This is a genomic window from Nocardioidaceae bacterium SCSIO 66511, assembly GCA_023100825.1.
Taxonomy (GTDB): Bacteria; Actinomycetota; Actinomycetes; order Propionibacteriales; family Nocardioidaceae; genus Solicola.
The window spans coordinates 594645-608341 of the sequence record CP095846.1 but is presented as its reverse complement, the minus strand read 5'-3'; the positions used below and the strand labels follow the sequence as shown (position 1 = coordinate 608341).

The following is a 13697-nucleotide window of genomic DNA, read 5'->3' as shown; positions in this document are numbered from 1 at the left end:
TCCTTCACCGACCGACCAGGTCGGCGAGACAGGACTGGTCCAGGTCGAAGCCGCGACCGAACGCGACGTGGCTGTCGACATCCCACACGGGCAGGTCGTCATCGCCCTCGGATCGCAGCGGCACGTACGCCCCACCCGCACACTCGACGAGCAACGCTCCCGCCGCGACGTCCCACGGGCTCGTACGAACGCCGAGCGCGACGTCGATCCTGCCGGCGGCGACGTACGCGAGTGTCAGCGCCGCGGACCCGATGCGCCGCACCGAACGAAACCGGTCGACCAACTCGGCGAAACGCGCGGGGTCCGGCCTGCCCCCGCGCTCCCACGGCCGATGCTTCGGGAACCCGGTGACCAGAACCGCCTCCGAGTCGCTGCGGGCCGCGCTGGCCTCGAGCCGTTCACCGTTGCAGTACGCAGCACCGTCGGCGGCGGTGAACTCCTCACGACGCAAGGGGTCGTACACGATCCCTGCGACGAGGGCGTCGGCGGTGGCCGCGGCGATCGACACGCAGCAGAACGGGAGCCCGCGGGCGAAGTTGCCGGTACCGTCGATCGGGTCGACGTACCAGGTGATGGCCGACTCGACGGTGGCGTCGGCGTCGCCTGCCAGGAATCCGCCCTCTTCACCGCACACCGTCGAGCCGGGAACCTTGGACTGCAGGATGTCCACAATGACCTGCTCGGCGCGCTTGTCGTACTCGGTCACCACGTCGTGGAAATCCCGCTTGAAGGAGATCCCTCCTGCCGCTCCGAAGCCCTCGCGGATGAGATCGCCGACCTCGAGCGCCGCCGAGCGGGCCACGTCGAGCAGGCCGGCCGAGTCGTACCCAGTCGTGTTGGTCATCCGGATCGCTCCCCTTCGTCTTGGATGTCGCGCAGTCGACGGCACAGGTCGGCCGGGTCGTCGACGATCAGATCTGGTGCGGCGGCGACGTTCGCCTTGCTGGCCTCGGTGTCGCCGGCCCGCATCAGCACCACCAGACCGGCGCCTGCACGGCGACCGCAGACGATGTCACGGTCGTACCGGTCGCCGACGTACCAGGCGCGTCCGACTGGTACGTCGAGCCGCTTGGCCGCCTGGTGGATGAGATGCGGGTTCGGCTTGCGGATGCCGGCCTCGTCCGAGTAGAGCTCCACGGCGATGTGCTTCGTCATGCCAAGACGCGCAAGCTCCTCGCGATGCACCTGCCCACACAGCGCATTGCTCACGACCGCGACCGGGATATCGGCGTCGTATGCCGCCTGCAGCAGCCCGCCGGTGCCGGTGCGGGGTTCGCGAGCTGCCCTCGACCGGTCGAGGAACCAGCAGAGCTCGCTCGCCCGATCACGCACGGCATCGCGGGCTGCGCCCGGCCAGTCCGCGCCGACGAAATCGCACCAGAACTCGACATGGCTCAGGTCACGCGGGGCGTACGGGCGATTCATCGCCGCCTTCCACGCCCGCCAGGCGGTCAGGCCGGCGTCGAGGTCGTGGCGGATCTGCTCCCGCGAGACGCCGGACCCGACGGCGTACGCAACGGCGTCGACGACCTGCTCGCGCCAGCCCTGCTTGACAGTCGACGACATCAGCACGCCGCCGAAATCGACGAGGAGCGCCTCGGGGACGAACGGCCGCCGTCCGGTCATCACGCCACCTCTGTCGAGTCACGCATGGACTCTGCTGCGGCGTCACGGTCGTCGCCGGCAACCGACCCGGCCCGACGCCCTCCATTGTCGAACAGGTGGATGTCCGCGGCTTCGACGTGGAAACGTACGGTCGCGCCCGGCCTCAGACCGTCCTCGGCGAAGGCGACGGCGAACACCGTGCCGTCCAGCACGCTGAGTCGTACGATCCAGGCGTACCCGGTCGGCAGGATGGTCTCGACCGTCGCGGTCTCCTGCCAACATCCCGTGCCGGCCGCGGACGATCCGAGCTGGAGCGCCTCCGGGCGGATTCCGACTGACTCGATGTCTGTCCGACCCGGGCCGAACGCGCTCGTGTATGCGTTCAACGACGCGCCGAGGCGGTCGCCTGCGAGCGAGATCAGGTTCATCGGCGGGCTGCCGACGAAACGCGCCACGAACTCCGACGCCGGGCGCCCATACACCTCGAGTGGAGGCGCGAACTGTTCGAGCCGGCCGTTGTTCATGACCGCGACATCCGTTGCGAGCGTCATCGCCTCGAGCTGGTCATGAGTGACGAAGACGATGGTCGTGTCGAGCTCGTCGTGTATCCGCTTCAGCTCGGTACGCATCTCGAGACGAAGCTGCGCATCGAGATTCGACAGTGGCTCGTCGAGCAGTAGCACCTTGGGCCGCATCGCGAGCATACGGGCGAGTGCGACCCGCTGTTGCTGTCCGCCGGACAGTTGCGCCGGGTAGCGGTCGGCGACGTCGTCGATGCGTACCAGTCTGAGCGTCTCGTCCACCCGCGCGTCCCGCTCCGCGTGCCCGAGGCGGCGCATCCGCAGACCGAACTCGGTGTTCTCGCGCACGGTGAGATGCGGCCACAGCGCGTAGCTTTGGAAGACGAGACCCATGTCGCGGCGCTCTGGCGGTACGAACGTCCCCGCCGCGACGGAGTCGAGTACCCGGTCGTCCATGGCGAGCTCCCCGTCGGTCGGATGCTCGAGGCCCGAGATGATGCGCAGGGTGGTCGTCTTGCCGCAGCCCGAGGGCCCCAGCAGACAAGTGAAGGAGCCGTCGGGAATCGTCAGGTCGAGGTCGTCGACCGCTCGTGCGCTGCCGAAGTCCTTACAGATGCCAGAAAGGCGAATGTCGGGCATACGTGATCACCCTCCGATTCCGGAGTCGAGTGTGTTGCGGCCGATGCGTTGCGCCATCCACGTGAAGACCAGCGCGATGAACGCGATGACGAGAACGACACCGTTGGCCGCCTGCGTGTAGGCGTAGTCGTTGAGGCGTACGGACAAGGTGGTCAGCAGCTCGGTCCCCGGCGTGGCGAGCATGATCACCGCGGACAGCTCTTTGACGGTCGAGATGAACGGCAGGATCACGGCGGTCGCCAAGGCGCCCTTCTGGATCGGTATCACGATCCGGCCGATGCGAGAGATCCATCCCGCGCCGCAGATCTGCGCGGCCTCCTCGGGCTCACGGCCGAGCTGCATCATCGCGGAGATGCCGGATCGCGAGGAGTAGGGAATGTGTTGCACCACGAGAACCAACAGCAGCAGGAAGAAGGTGCCGTACAGCGCCGGGATCGGACCGCGTGCGACGGCGAAGAGCGAGAGGTACGCCGCCGCGAACGCGATGCCCGGCACGAGATAGGGCAGGAAGGACACCTGGCGCAGGATCTGCGCGATCTTCGTGTGCGCGAGCCGGACCACCAGGTAGCCGATGAGCAGGCCGAGTACGCCACAGACGAGTGCCGCGAGCCCCACGATGCGGAGCGTGTTCCAGGTCGCCTCGATCATCTCCGGACTCCGCAACAGTCCTTGCGGTAGAGCGTCCTGATGGTCGATGTGTTCGGCGAACCAGAAGTCGAGCGTGAAGTTGTCGAGGCTGAAGTCTCCGGGCACCCGGCTGATCGTCGACAGCAGCAGGACACCGGCGGGAACGATGACGGTCAGCCCGAAGACGAGCCACACCCCGGCGACGACCGGTGTCCGGAAGCGCCCGAGGTCGACGGGCCGGTGCATCGCGCCCTTCGTGCCGACCGTGACGAACCTTCGATGCTCTCGAAGCAACCACGCATCGGCGACCAGGATCGACACACCGATCGCGACGATCACCGCGGCCAGGACCGCCATCACTCCGACCGAGCCCTGGCGGAACGCCTGGTACAGCGACGTCGACAGCATCGTGTGGTCGACCGGAAGCCCGAGCACGTACGGTGTGCCGAATGTCCCGATCACCCGCGAGAAGGTCAGCAGCACTCCGGACATCAGCGCCGGCAGGAGCAACGGGATGATGATCCTGCGGGCGATGACCCGCCGCGGCGCGCCGAGTATCCGCGCCGACTCCTCGAGTTGGGAGTCGACTCGCCGCAACGCGTTGCTGACAAGGAGAAACGCGAACGGGAAGTAGTGCACCCCGAGGCAGATGATGATCGGCACTCGGCCGTACGCAAGCCAGTCCGGCGGTGTGAAGCCAACGGTCTCCATCAGACCGGCCTGCCCGCCGATGCGGCGGTTCTTGAAGACCGCGAGCCAGGCCAGCGAGAACGTCCAGGACGGCAGCATGTACGGGATGATCAGCGCGGTCCCGAGCACTCGCTGTCCGGGAAGGTCGGTGCGAGAGACGAGCCAGGCCAGTCCACCACCCAGTAAGAGCGCCAGAATCGTGACGCCGACGGCGGCGACCAGCGTGTTGACCAGCGGCTCCCAGAGCAGCAGCTTGCTGATCGGCGAGCTGAACACCCGCTGCGCGTAGTAGAGCGTCCACTCGCCCGCCGGAGCCCCGGCCGCACCCTCGTCGCCGTAGTGAACCCGAAAGCCGTCCGACAGCAGGGCGACAACGGGCGCGACGACGAGGTAGAGGAGCAGCACGGTCAGGATGAGGCCCACCAGGAGGGTGGGTTCGCGTCCTGCCACGGTCAGCCGGTAACGCAACCGACGCGTCCGTGGCGCCTCAGGGCGCGTGGCCAGGGCCGTTGGCATGTCTCGCCTCCCGCATTCGTTGTCGGTGGTGGATCGACGTCAGCTGTCCGCGTTGATCTGCCAGAAGTCCGACATGGTCTGTCGTCCGTCCCAGTAGTCGCCGTTGTTCTTAGGCAGCAGGGGCAGCAATTGCTTGCCCCAGTCCTCCAGACCCTCGGGGTCGTTATCCGACGCCGGCGGAACCTCGGTGTTCGCGGAGAAGCCTCCGTCCTCGAGCTCGGGTTCGATGCCCTCCTCGGTGAGCACGTAGTGGACCCAGAGCTTGGCCGCGTTCGGCGCCGGGGCGTCGGAGACGATGGCCATGTACTTCGGGTACGCCACCCCGACCCAGGGCTTGAGCGTGTCGCAGACGGCGAGCGAGTTACCGTCCTCCTCCGCATCGATGTACTTGGCCGACGACAGGATCGAGAGCGGCGGATCGTCCTGGCCGCTCGCCCCGGTCGCGGCCGCGGCATCGCTGTCCGAGTCGGTCAGGATCGGTTCGTTCTGGGCCAGCCGCTGGATGAACTCCCAACCCGCGTTGTCCTCATCGGTGTCCAGGGCCTCACCGGCGTAGTCCTTGTACGCGTCCTCGAGCGGTGTCGCTCCGCTGTTGGTGAGCTCGATGAACCAGTTCAGCAGGTTGGTCTTGAGCCGCGGATCCTGGAAGGCAACCTTCCCCTTCCACTCCGGGTCGGTCAGCTCCCACATGTTGTCGACCGGACATCCCTTTGGATACACGTCCGGGTTGTACGCGACCGTCAGCGCACGCCAGACGTACGCGAGCGGGTCGGCGTTCTGCCCATCGATCTTCGACTCGAGGTCGGAAGGCACCCACGACTGCACGTATCCCCGGTCGAGCAGTTGGCCGACCAGTGCCGCGCCGTCCTCGATCTGGATGACCGAGACGGTCACATTGCCCGAGTCGACCTCGCGCGTCACCTTCTCGACCATCTCGCTGGTCTCGGCCTTGGTGCCGGTTGTGTCGATCCCGAACTCGTCGCTGAAGTTCGCCGCGACGTCCTCGACCGAGCTGGAGTTGTTGTAGACGTTGAGCTCACCCTCCTCCTTCGCAGCGGAGGCAATATCCTCGAGGTCGAAGTCGGTGTCGGAGAGCTCCGCGGACTCCTCTGCCGGCGCGTCGTCGGAGGTGCCGCACCCGGCCGCGACCAGGGCGCTAACTGTCGCAACGGCCGCCGCCAACCCGATCCTGGCCCGATGCCTGTTCAACAGCGGACTCATCGTGCATGTCCCTTCGAGTGACGATGTGATCCGAGGTGGGCTCGGCGCGCAAGCCCGGGCGCGATCTCGCCCCAGCTCACGAACTTCACGTTCGAGTTGTCGCGTGCCTCGCCACCGTCGCCGGGTACGTCAGGGGTGTTGTCTCCGTCCTGTACGACCAGCAGTCCGTCCTCGAACGCACCGCCGAGGTCGGCGCTCGTCAAGTCGGCGCCGTCGCACTCCTGCACACCGTCGGTCGCGTCACCGTCGACGATCTCGAACGATCCCGTGAACGCGTTGCCCGCGGCACGGTCGTAGGTCGCGAACGTGTTGTCGCCCTGGCTGGAGGCAACGAGCTGCCCGTCGCCGTCACCCGCGTCGTAGATCGTCAACCCCTCGGCATCGGCAGCGAGATGCTTGCCTCCGAAGCCCGGGTCGTCGGCGTAGTCAACCGCGCACTCCTCGTCCGCGTTCGGGTCGTACGTCCACGGGATGCCGTACTCGCGTACCTTGTCGACGATGCGCACAGAACCGAACTCCTCCTCGTCGAGCGGAACCCGCCAGAGGGCGACGTTCTCCTGCGCCGCATAGAGCACTCCACGATCGCGATCGACCACCATGCCCTCGACCTGCGGCAGCTCCCCGGGATCGCCACACGGTGTCCATCGGGTGCCGTCGGGCAGGTCGAAGCTGGAAGGCAGGTTCAGCCGATCGACGGTCTCGTACGTGACGTGACCATCGTCGGTCGGCTCGAGGCGAACCTGTGCCAGGGCCGTGTCGTTGTTGCGACTGACGGCGGCGTACGCCTGATCGCCGTCCTGCCAGGCGGCCAGGCCGTACGCGGTCGCCTCGCCGTTGACCTCGTCCTGATCGGCGGAGAACACGTACGGCACATCGTCGGCCGTCACATCCCGCAAGGGCGCATCGCCGTCGTCCGCCGCTTCCGGATCGATCGCGTAGATCCGCACCTGGTCACGGCCGCGGTCGCTCACGACGGCAAGGTCGGTGGGCTCCTCGTCGTCGCCGAGCGGCACCCCGTAGACGAGATCGACGTTGTTGAGGCGACCCGGTGCATCCCCATCGCCTGGTGCGGGCGGAGCCGGGAGCTCCTGCAGCGGATTCCCGCCGAGATCGAAGACGACGAGCCCGGCCTCCTTCTGGGTGACGATCACGACACTGCGATCACGGTGCTCCGGGTTCACCCAGATCGCCGGGTCGTCGGTGTCGGCGAAGCCACCGGCCTCGTCGTCGAATACCGCCCGGGTCTCGAACTCCGCGGCCACCGAACCGATCTCCGCGGCGCCCGAATGATTGCCCGGCATCGCCGAGACACTGCCTCCACCTGTCAGTGAAACGACGGCCGCGAAGACGACCACTCCCGTGCCTGCTTTGAGCATGGGTCCTTCCTCCTGATTCGTTTGATTCGAGAAGGGCGACCCGAACGACCCGAACCGGACCGATCGCCTGACTGTCACCCGGCGTCGTCGAGTCGCGTACCCGCCCGCGCGACGAGGACCGAAACGTCCTCCGCTGTGAGCCATTCGCGCTCGGCCTTGCGCAGGGTCTTGTCGGTGACGACGCTGTCGACACCGCTCAGCGCCGTGACGAGGGCGAACGCCGATGCTCCGATCTTCGTGTGATCGGACAGGACGACCGTCTCGTTCGCCGCCTCCGACATCACCCGGTCGATCGAAGCTCGCCCGAGGTCTGCGTTGAACACACCGTCGGGTGTCAGGCCCGAGGCGCCGATGAATGCCTTCGTCGCACGCAGTCCGGCGATCATCGACTCCGCCACCGGCCCGGTCATGTCGTTGTTGCGGCCGCTCGCATGCCCGCCGGTGCCGATCACCGTGAGCTCCGGCATCGGTACCAGGACGGCGAGCGCGTCGAGAGAGTTGGTCACCACGGTCACACCCTTGGTCGAGGCGAGTGCCCGAGCCATCGCGAGACAGGTCGTCCCGCCGCTGAGGAAGATCGTGTCGCCGTCCTCGACGAGCCCGGCGGCGGCCCGCCCGATCGTGGACTTCGCGTCGACCTCGCGATCCTTGCGATCGGCGTACGACGTATCCGGAACGACCCGCCCTACACCGACCACCCCGCCACGGGTCCGGCGTACGACACCGAGCTCCTCGAGCGCGGCGAAGTCGCGGCGAACCGTCATCACCGAAACATCGAGCGCTTCCTGCGCCTGCTTCAGAGAAACGACCCCGCGCCGGTCGACGAGCTCACGCAGCCGCTCCAGCCGTGCCGCCGGAATCTCCGTCGCCATCGCCCAAATCCTCTCAACTTCTACCAATACATCACACTATCTACCATAATCTGATCATCGTCAACAGTGACTCCCGAATCGAAGCCGGCCGCGCGTGCCCTGCGGCATGTGCAAGCGACTCACCTACTGCTCGCTGGCGTCCCGGTGCATGTGGTGGCCGAACGGCTCGGACATGCCGACCCGTCGATCACGCTCCGGGTGTACGCGCACGTGATCCGAAAGCACACGGACGGCGTCGCTGACCTGTTCGCTGACGCCATGGACCAGGCAGATGACGAGGACGACGACACCGACGATGGTGCGGAGGGCGTCCCGGCGGTGCCGTGATAGCAAAGCTGGTAGCAAATCTGATGGAATCGATCAACGGCCTCTACAAGAACGAGTGCATCAAGCCCGACGGGCCGATCAAGACCCTCGCCGAGGCCGAGTACCTGACCGCCGAATGGGTCGACTGGTACAACCACGATCGTCTGCACTCCAGCCTGACCTACCTCCCGCCGATCGAGTACGAACAAGCCCACTACGATCGGCTCCTACCAGTGCTCCAACCGGAGCCAGCCCACACATAACCGACCGGTCCGAAACCCGTGACGGTTCACGCGGCGGCTACGTCGACCCCGACACCCGTACGCCCTTGCAGACCTGGGATGCGGCCATGCGGGAGCTCGACGACGAGAACGCCGAACCGGCCCACACGATCCGGTTCGGCTCACAGTTCGACTACCAGGGAGTGGCACCGACCAACCGGGCCGAGGTCAAACGCACCGTCGGGTACCTGACGAAGTACCTCACCAAGTCGATCGCGGACGCCTACGACCCCGGCACCGTCAGCGCACGTCAGCGTGAGCACCGGTCGCGGCTGGCCGCCGAAACGAAATACCTGCCCTGTTCGCCGGAGTGCCCGAACTGGCTCCGGTTCGGAATCCAACCCGATGGCGTCGAGCCTGGTATGGAACCCGGCGACTGCGGCAAAGCTGCACACGACCCGAACAACCTCGGCCACGGCGGACGGCGGGTCCTGACCTCGCGGCAGTGGTCCGGTAAGACGCTCGTCGAGCACAAGGCCGATCGTGCCGCCGTCATTCGGCAAGTTCTTATCCAAGCCGGGATCGACGCGCCACGTACCGACCGCTACGCCGCCGACGCCACCGACGACGACGGCCAAGCCCGCTACGCCTGGGAAAACCTCGACCCCGACGACGACGGCGGACCCGAATACCGACTCATCATCAAATCCGCCATCACCGAACGCAACCAACGGCGAGCCGAGTACGAACGAGCACGCGAACTCATCGCCGCACGAGACGGACCACCCGACAACCGTTCGGCAACTCAGCCCGCCGCGTCCGATGCGGCATAACCGGAGAAAGGACGATCAGCATGAGTAGAGCAGTTCGTGAGGCCCTGTGGACGGCAGAGGATGCTTCGGCGTACCTGGGCGTTCCCGTTGCGACGTTGTATCACTGGCGGCATCTGGGTATCGGGCCTAAGGCGTTTCGTGTCGGTCGGTACCTGCGGTACGACCCCGACGTTATTCGGCAATGGCTGTTCGACGAGGCGGCGTAGCTGATGGCAAGCATCGAACGTCGTACTCGCGAGGACGACAGCGGCAAGGAGATTGTGAGCTATCGCGTACGTTGGCGTGATCCTGACGGACGACAGCGTGCCAAGACGTTCCGGTTGAAGCGTGACGCTGAGCGCCATCGGGACAACGTGGCTGCCGACCTTGTGCGTGGTCAGTACATCGACCCTGATGCGGGAAAGGTCACGTTTGAGAAGTACGCGGCAGGGTGGCTAGAGGCTCAGACCTTCGACATGACCTCACGCGATATTCAGGGGCGTGCGCTTAGGCGTCACGTGTACCCGGTCCTGGGCGGTAAGCAGATGCGGCAGATCAAGCCGTCCACGGTGCAGAGTTGGCTACGTGGGCTGTCGATCAGCGAGAGTTACCAACACGACGTGCTAGGAGTCGTTTCGGCAATCTTCACGGCGGCGGTCGATGACGAGGTAGTTCGGTCGAACCCGTGCAAGGCGGGGTCCGTACGTGCTCCGCGTCGCACGTCGCGCAAGGTCGTGCCGTGGTCGGTCGAGCGGGTCCACGCTGTGCGGGATGCGCTGCCGGAGCGATACCGGATCGTGGCGACGCTCGCGGCGGGCCTTGGCCTTCGTCAGGGTGAGGTGTTCGGCCTCTCAGTCGATGATGTCGACTTCCTGGGTGGCGAGGTACACGTGCGGCGGCAGGTCCGTCAGTTCTCGACGGGCGGTCTCGCGTTCCGCCTGCCCAAGAGCAAGGCTGAACGAACCGTGCCGCTACCGAGCTCCGTCCGGGACGCCCTCGCGGCTCATCTTGCGGTCTTGCCTGCACAGCGGGTCGTGCTGCCGTGGGGCACACCTGACGGCTCCCCGTCGGGGTTCGATCTCATCGTTACGTCCAAGTCTGGCGATGCACTCGTACGCAATGAGTTCAACCGTCGCGTCTGGGTTCCCGCGCTGAAAGGGGCAGAGGCAAGGCCAAGCCGCGAGAACGGAATGCACGCGCTACGGCACTACTACGCAAGCGCGCTCCTCGACGCCGGGGAGAACATTCGCGCCCTGAGCGAGTACCTCGGACACACCGATCCCGGCTTCACGTTGCGGACGTACACGCACCTGATGCCATCGAGCGGCGAGCGTGCACGACGGGCCATCGACGCAGCGCTCCGTGTACCGGCTGTGTCCACAGAGGGTGGCGCGAATGAGTCTTCGCAGGTCAGCGCCTAGTTTCGATCACATGTTGATCATGTGGCCGGCGATGCCGTGAACGGCCTCCTTGACCGCCTCGGACAGCGTCGGATGCGCGTGTACGTTGCGGGCGATCTCGTCGGCGCCGAGGTCCCACAGCTGGGCGAGGGTGAGCTCGGGTAGGAGCTCGGTGACATCGGGACCGATCATGTGCGCGCCGAGGATCTCGTTGAACTGCGAGTCGGCGACCACCTTGACGAACCCGGCTGTCTGGCCGAGGCCATGCGCCTTGCCGTTGGCCATGAACGGGAACTTCGCCACCTTCACGTCGTGGCCGAGCTCCTTGGCCTGCTCCTCGGTGTAGCCGAAGCTGGCGACCTGCGGCTGGCAGTACGTGGCCTTCGGAATCATCGTGTAGTCGAGCTCGAACGTCTCGGCGTCGGCGATCGTCTCGGCCGCGACGATGCCCATCGCCTCGCCGGCGTGCGCGAGCATCAGCTTGGCGGTCACATCGCCGATGGCGTAGATGTTCGGCACGTTCGTACGCATGCGATCGTCGATGTCGATGGCGCCACGCTCGGTCACGGTGACACCGGTGTTCTCGAGACCGAAGCCCTCGACCCGCGGTTGGAACCCGATCGCCTGCAGCACCTTGTCGGCCTGCAGGGTCTGCTGCTGATCGCCCTTGGTGACAGCCACCGTGACCTTGTCACCGCTGTCGTCGATCGAGTCGACGCGGGTCGACGTCAGCAGCTCGATGCCGAGCTTCTTGTACTGGCGGGTCAGCTCCTTGGAGACCTCGGGATCCTCGAGCGGCAGGATTCGGTCGAGGAACTCCACGATCGTCACATCGACGCCGTAGTTGGCCATCACGTACGCGAACTCGATACCGATCGCACCCGCGCCGGCAATGACGATGCTGTCGGGCAGGGAGTCCGACATGATCTGCTCTTCGTACGTCACGACGCGCTCCGACAGCGACGTGCCGGGCAGCAGCTTCGTCGTGGCGCCGGTCGCGATGATGCAGTTGTCGAACGACACCGTCTCCTCGCCACCGTCGTTGAGCGTCACCTGCATGGTGTTCGCGTCGACGAACGTGCCCCAGCCGTCGTACTCCTTGATCTTGTTCTTCTTCATCAAGAAGTGCACCCCCTTGACGCGACCGTCGGAGACCGACCGGCTGCGCTCGTACGCCTTGGAGTAGTCGAGCTTCACGTCGCCGACCGTCACGCCGTAGACGTCGGTCGCCTCGTGCTGGATCAGATGCGCGACCTCGGCGTTGCGTAGCAGCGCCTTGCTCGGGATGCATCCGACATTGAGACAGACACCGCCCCAGTACTTCCGTTCGATCACGGCAACGGACTTGCCGAGCTGGGAGGCGCGGATGGCGGCGACGTAACCGCCGACTCCACCGCCGAGGACAACGACGTCGAACCGTTCAGTCATGCCCTAAGCGTAGGACGTCCGTGCTCAGGACGCCGCCCCGAGGATCTGCGCGACCACGGTCTGCCCGCTCGTCTCCGCGTGCCGCAGTGCCGTGACGCCGTCGCGGTCAGCGATCGACGGATCTGCACCCGCATCGAGCAGGGCACGGACGATCTGCTGGTACGGCCGCGAACCGTCGCCGAGGACAACCGCCTCCAGCAGCGCGGTCCACCCGAGATCGTTGACATGGTTGACGTCGATCCCGGTACGCACCACTCGGCGTACGTACTCGACGTGCCCGCGTTCGCTCGCCGGAATCACCGAGAGGCCGCCGTACCTGTTGCGGATCGACAGATCGGGTTCTGCGGGCAGCAGCGCCTCGATCATCACAACGCTTCCCGTCACACCCGTGACCAGCCAGGGCGTGTCGTGCTGGCCGTCGAGCGCATCGGGATCGGCCCCGAGCGATACGAGCAGCCGCGCAACGCCGACTCGGTCGTTCGTGACGGCGGCCAGCAGCGGCGTCCGCCGGCGGTCGTCACGCGTCTCCAGGTCGGCACCCGCCCTGATGGCGAGGGCCGCTCGATCGGCATCGCCCGCCGCCGAAGCCTCCAGCAGCGCCCGATCGGCCCCCGCGATCGGCGCATCATCGATCGCGCCACGCAGCGTCGCCGCGATCGCGTCGAATCCCTTCGACGAGGCGTGGTCGAGCGGCGCTACGCCGTCCCTTTCGGAGCGAATGCATACGTCCGCACCCCCTGCGACGAGCGTACGAACCGTGTCGATGTACCGGCGCGATCCGTCGCCGAGGACGATCGCCTCGTGCAGTGCCGTCCAGCCGAGGTTGTTGACGTGGTCGACCTCGACGTTCGCCCGGATCAGCCGGCCGACGATGTCTGCGTGCCCACGCTCGGCGGCACGGATGAGCCCGGTGCCGTCGAAGCTGTCCAACGACGTCACGTCGGCTCCATGCCGCAGCGTGAGATCGAGCAACCGCGCGTACCCCTCGCTGGTGGAGATCAGGTACGCACTCTGCTCCGTGTCGTCCTTGGCGTTGACGTCGGCGCCCTGTTCGATCAGTCGACGGGCTCGCGGCACGTCGTTGTCCCACGATGCCTCGATCAGTTCGGCGTCGAGCTCCGCCTGGCGTTCGTCACTCAGCACCGTCGTCTCCTGCGCTTCCTTCGGTTGATCTGGCGTTCCGGTCGGCTGCGAGGTGCTTGTTCCCTGTGGCTCGGCGGCCGGCGCACCATTCTCGCCCTGCCCGGCGCAGCCAACGACGAGTGTCAAGGCCACCGCCACCATGGCAATCCCGCGGATCATGTCGCCTCCGGTCCGTTGGAGGTGACTGCGGGCATCGCTTCGGCCGTGCGCGCCATAGGTGCTCCCTCATCGACTCACTTGCGTGTTCCACCACCCTCGCCGCTCGAACGCGCCCGCACATCGGGCAACCAGCCATGCGTCGTCCACCCGATCGGCTTGCC

At 66.5% G+C, this 13697-nt stretch carries 13 protein-coding genes and 1 pseudogene; 5 read left to right on the top strand and 9 right to left on the bottom strand.

Annotated elements, in window-relative coordinates; translation table 11 throughout:
• Positions 1–4 precede the first annotated feature (4 nt).
• The 7 genes from MU582_02820 to MU582_02790 form a co-directional block, all read right to left on the bottom strand.
• Complete coding sequence (locus MU582_02820; protein UPK75588.1) at positions 5–844, bottom strand: inositol monophosphatase; 840 nt, start codon at positions 842–844, stop codon at positions 5–7.
• A complete protein-coding gene (locus tag MU582_02815; GenBank protein ID UPK75587.1) occupies positions 841–1626 on the bottom strand; it encodes an HAD family hydrolase in 786 nt (261 codons plus the stop codon). The genes MU582_02820 and MU582_02815 overlap by 4 nt, the downstream gene beginning before the upstream one ends.
• Positions 1626–2765 carry an ABC transporter ATP-binding protein gene (locus tag MU582_02810; GenBank protein UPK75586.1) on the bottom strand — a complete coding sequence of 380 codons (1140 nt, stop codon included), beginning with the start codon at positions 2763–2765 and terminating at the stop codon, positions 1626–1628. Before MU582_02810 ends, MU582_02815 begins: the two co-directional genes overlap by 1 nt.
• A gap of 6 nt (positions 2766–2771) precedes the next feature.
• Positions 2772–4532 (bottom strand): iron ABC transporter permease, encoded by a 1761-nt coding sequence (locus tag MU582_02805; GenBank protein ID UPK75585.1) that lies wholly within the window; start codon positions 4530–4532, stop codon positions 2772–2774.
• A 105-nt stretch (positions 4533–4637) separates the two neighbouring features.
• Positions 4638–5819 carry an ABC transporter substrate-binding protein gene (locus MU582_02800; protein ID UPK75584.1) on the bottom strand — a complete coding sequence of 394 codons (1182 nt, stop codon included), beginning with the start codon at positions 5817–5819 and terminating at the stop codon, positions 4638–4640.
• The gene (locus MU582_02795) at positions 5816–7195 is read right to left on the bottom strand and encodes a phytase (protein UPK75583.1); all 1380 of its coding nucleotides are present in this window, start codon (positions 7193–7195) and stop codon (positions 5816–5818) included. The genes MU582_02800 and MU582_02795 overlap by 4 nt, the downstream gene beginning before the upstream one ends.
• A gap of 74 nt (positions 7196–7269) precedes the next feature.
• Complete coding sequence (locus MU582_02790; protein UPK75582.1) at positions 7270–8067, bottom strand: DeoR/GlpR family DNA-binding transcription regulator; 798 nt, start codon at positions 8065–8067, stop codon at positions 7270–7272.
• A 66-nt stretch (positions 8068–8133) separates the two neighbouring features.
• Here MU582_02790 and MU582_02785 point away from each other — a divergent pair, with 66 nt between their 5' ends.
• The 5 genes and pseudogenes from MU582_02785 to MU582_02765 all read left to right on the top strand — a co-directional run bounded on the left by MU582_02785 (position 8134) and on the right by MU582_02765 (position 10827).
• Entirely contained in the window at positions 8134–8394 is a 261-nt protein-coding gene (locus MU582_02785; GenBank protein ID UPK75581.1) for a tyrosine-type recombinase/integrase, read from the top strand.
• A 17-nt stretch (positions 8395–8411) separates the two neighbouring features.
• Positions 8412–8540 (top strand): annotated as a pseudogene (locus MU582_02780) (integrase core domain-containing protein).
• 182 nt (positions 8541–8722) lie between these two features.
• Positions 8723–9427, top strand: a complete 705-nt coding sequence (locus MU582_02775) for a hypothetical protein (protein UPK75580.1) — start codon at positions 8723–8725, stop codon at positions 9425–9427.
• 20 nt (positions 9428–9447) lie between these two features.
• Entirely contained in the window at positions 9448–9633 is a 186-nt protein-coding gene (locus MU582_02770; GenBank protein UPK75579.1) for a helix-turn-helix domain-containing protein, read from the top strand.
• Between the two features lie 3 nt (positions 9634–9636).
• Positions 9637–10827 (top strand): site-specific integrase, encoded by a 1191-nt coding sequence (locus tag MU582_02765; GenBank protein ID UPK75578.1) that lies wholly within the window; start codon positions 9637–9639, stop codon positions 10825–10827.
• 6 nt (positions 10828–10833) lie between these two features.
• On the opposite strand, the gene lpdA is transcribed toward MU582_02765, so the two are convergent.
• On the bottom strand, positions 10834–12234 hold the full coding sequence (gene lpdA / locus MU582_02760) for a dihydrolipoyl dehydrogenase (GenBank protein ID UPK75577.1): 1401 nt from the start codon (positions 12232–12234) through the stop codon (positions 10834–10836).
• Positions 12235–12258: 24 nt separating this feature from the next.
• Positions 12259–13536 carry an ankyrin repeat domain-containing protein gene (locus tag MU582_02755; protein ID UPK75576.1) on the bottom strand — a complete coding sequence of 426 codons (1278 nt, stop codon included), beginning with the start codon at positions 13534–13536 and terminating at the stop codon, positions 12259–12261.
• Positions 13537–13697 lie beyond the last annotated feature (161 nt).

What these genes read in the sequence shown, in the direction of transcription:
- MU582_02765 (UPK75578.1), top strand. Translation starts at nt 9,637, where the DNA reads ATGGCAAGCATCGAACGTCGTACTCGCGAGGACGACAGCGGCAAGGAG.
- MU582_02770 (UPK75579.1), top strand. Translation starts at nt 9,448, where the DNA reads ATGAGTAGAGCAGTTCGTGAGGCCCTGTGGACGGCAGAGGATGCTTCG.
- MU582_02755 (UPK75576.1), bottom strand. Translation starts at nt 13,536, where the DNA reads ATGATCCGCGGGATTGCCATGGTGGCGGTGGCCTTGACACTCGTCGTT.
- MU582_02820 (UPK75588.1), bottom strand. Translation starts at nt 844, where the DNA reads ATGACCAACACGACTGGGTACGACTCGGCCGGCCTGCTCGACGTGGCC.
- MU582_02795 (UPK75583.1), bottom strand. Translation starts at nt 7,195, where the DNA reads ATGCTCAAAGCAGGCACGGGAGTGGTCGTCTTCGCGGCCGTCGTTTCA.
- MU582_02775 (UPK75580.1), top strand. Translation starts at nt 8,723, where the DNA reads ATGCGGGAGCTCGACGACGAGAACGCCGAACCGGCCCACACGATCCGG.
- MU582_02810 (UPK75586.1), bottom strand. Translation starts at nt 2,765, where the DNA reads ATGCCCGACATTCGCCTTTCTGGCATCTGTAAGGACTTCGGCAGCGCA.
- MU582_02815 (UPK75587.1), bottom strand. Translation starts at nt 1,626, where the DNA reads ATGACCGGACGGCGGCCGTTCGTCCCCGAGGCGCTCCTCGTCGATTTC.
- MU582_02790 (UPK75582.1), bottom strand. Translation starts at nt 8,067, where the DNA reads ATGGCGACGGAGATTCCGGCGGCACGGCTGGAGCGGCTGCGTGAGCTC.
- MU582_02800 (UPK75584.1), bottom strand. Translation starts at nt 5,819, where the DNA reads ATGAGTCCGCTGTTGAACAGGCATCGGGCCAGGATCGGGTTGGCGGCG.
- lpdA (UPK75577.1), bottom strand. Translation starts at nt 12,234, where the DNA reads ATGACTGAACGGTTCGACGTCGTTGTCCTCGGCGGTGGAGTCGGCGGT.